Below are 1,239 nucleotides of genomic sequence, written 5' to 3'. Positions count from 1 at the left end.
GCCTTGGTCCGTCTGCGGCCGGCGGCCGACCGGACGCCGGTGGACGGGAGCAGGTCGACCCTCACAGGGGCGCAGGGGTTTTCACGCGCCGCCGCCCCCGGATCCGGATCGCGGCCCCGATCACGGCGAGCGCGACGGTCGCGAGCCCCGACACGGCCAGCACCCGCCGGGGCCCGTCAGCCGCTGGTCGGGCGGAAGTATCTGGGTGAGCAGGGCGTACCTGCCCGCGTTCCCCCAGGCGTGCAGGACGGACGAACCCGCGAGCAGGGCCACGTACAGCATCGGGTGCAGCACCCCCGCGGCCCAGGCCAGCGGCACACAGCCGAGGAGCACCGCGCGGATCCGGCTGTCGGCCGCCAGCAGCCGGCCGGCCACCGGCCGAAGAGCAGACGCGGATCCTGCGGAACGCCGTGGCCGACTGTCTGGCCTGCGGATGCATGAACTTCGAGCAATGCGCCCTGCTCTCCGCCGACGGGCCCGGAGCCTGATCCCCGCGCCCGTCGCCGTCCGGGCCTGCCCGTCCCCCTTGCGCCGACTGCGCGCGTCCTGCAGCTCGAACGGCGACCTCCCGGACCAGGTCGACGTCCACCGACTCCGCTGCGAGGGTTCCCTCCCGACGGCCAGGGGCGTGCTGCCGGGCCGACCGATCGGGGAGCCGCGCAGGATGAGGCATGATCGGGGGATGTCTGATCGCATCATTGCCGCCTGTGACGGAGCGGCCAAAGGTAATCCCGGGCCGGCCGGCTGGGGTTGGGTCATCGCCGACGCCCAGGGACGCCCCGAGCGTTGGGAGGCCGGTCCGCTGGGGCGGGCCACCAACAACATCGGGGAGCTGACCGCCCTCCAGCGGCTGCTGGAGGCGGTGGACCCGGGAACGCCCGTCGAGGTGCGGATGGACTCCCAGTACGCCATGAAGGCCGTGACGCAGTGGCTGCCGGGCTGGAAGCGCAACGGGTGGAAGACCGCCTCGGGCCAGCCGGTCGCCAACCGTGAACTCGTCGAGGCGATCGACCGGCTGCTGGCCGATCGTGACGTGACCTTCCAATACGTTCCGGCGCACCGCGAGGACGGCGACCACCTGAACGCGATCGCCGACCAGGCGGCCAGCGACGCGGCGACCAGGCAGGAGGCCGCCGGTACGGCCCTCGGCAGCCCGGAGATGCCGGTACCGGCTCCGGCCGCGGCCTCGCCCGCGCGCCGCAAGTCGGCCGCGCCGGCGAAGCGCGCGTCCGCCGGCAC

The 1,239-nt window shown here is 74.3% G+C and carries 2 protein-coding genes; one reads left to right on the top strand and one right to left on the bottom strand.

Features of this window, described 5'->3' with window-relative positions:
- Window positions 1-120: 120 nt before the first annotated feature.
- Complete coding sequence (locus ACWGIU_RS38145) at window positions 121-375, bottom strand: hypothetical protein (RefSeq protein ID WP_453712720.1); 255 nt, start codon at window positions 373-375, stop codon at window positions 121-123.
- A gap of 307 nt (window positions 376-682) precedes the next feature.
- Between ACWGIU_RS38145 and ACWGIU_RS38140 the strand changes: the two genes are divergently transcribed.
- Window positions 683-1,239 (top strand): ribonuclease H family protein (locus ACWGIU_RS38140; RefSeq protein WP_453712718.1); only part of this gene is annotated, 557 nt, incomplete at its 3' end.

This window comes from Streptomyces sp. NPDC054840, from assembly GCF_053611065.1.
Note: the sequence above shows the minus strand (reverse complement) of the source record. Positions and strands in the feature narration are given on the sequence as shown.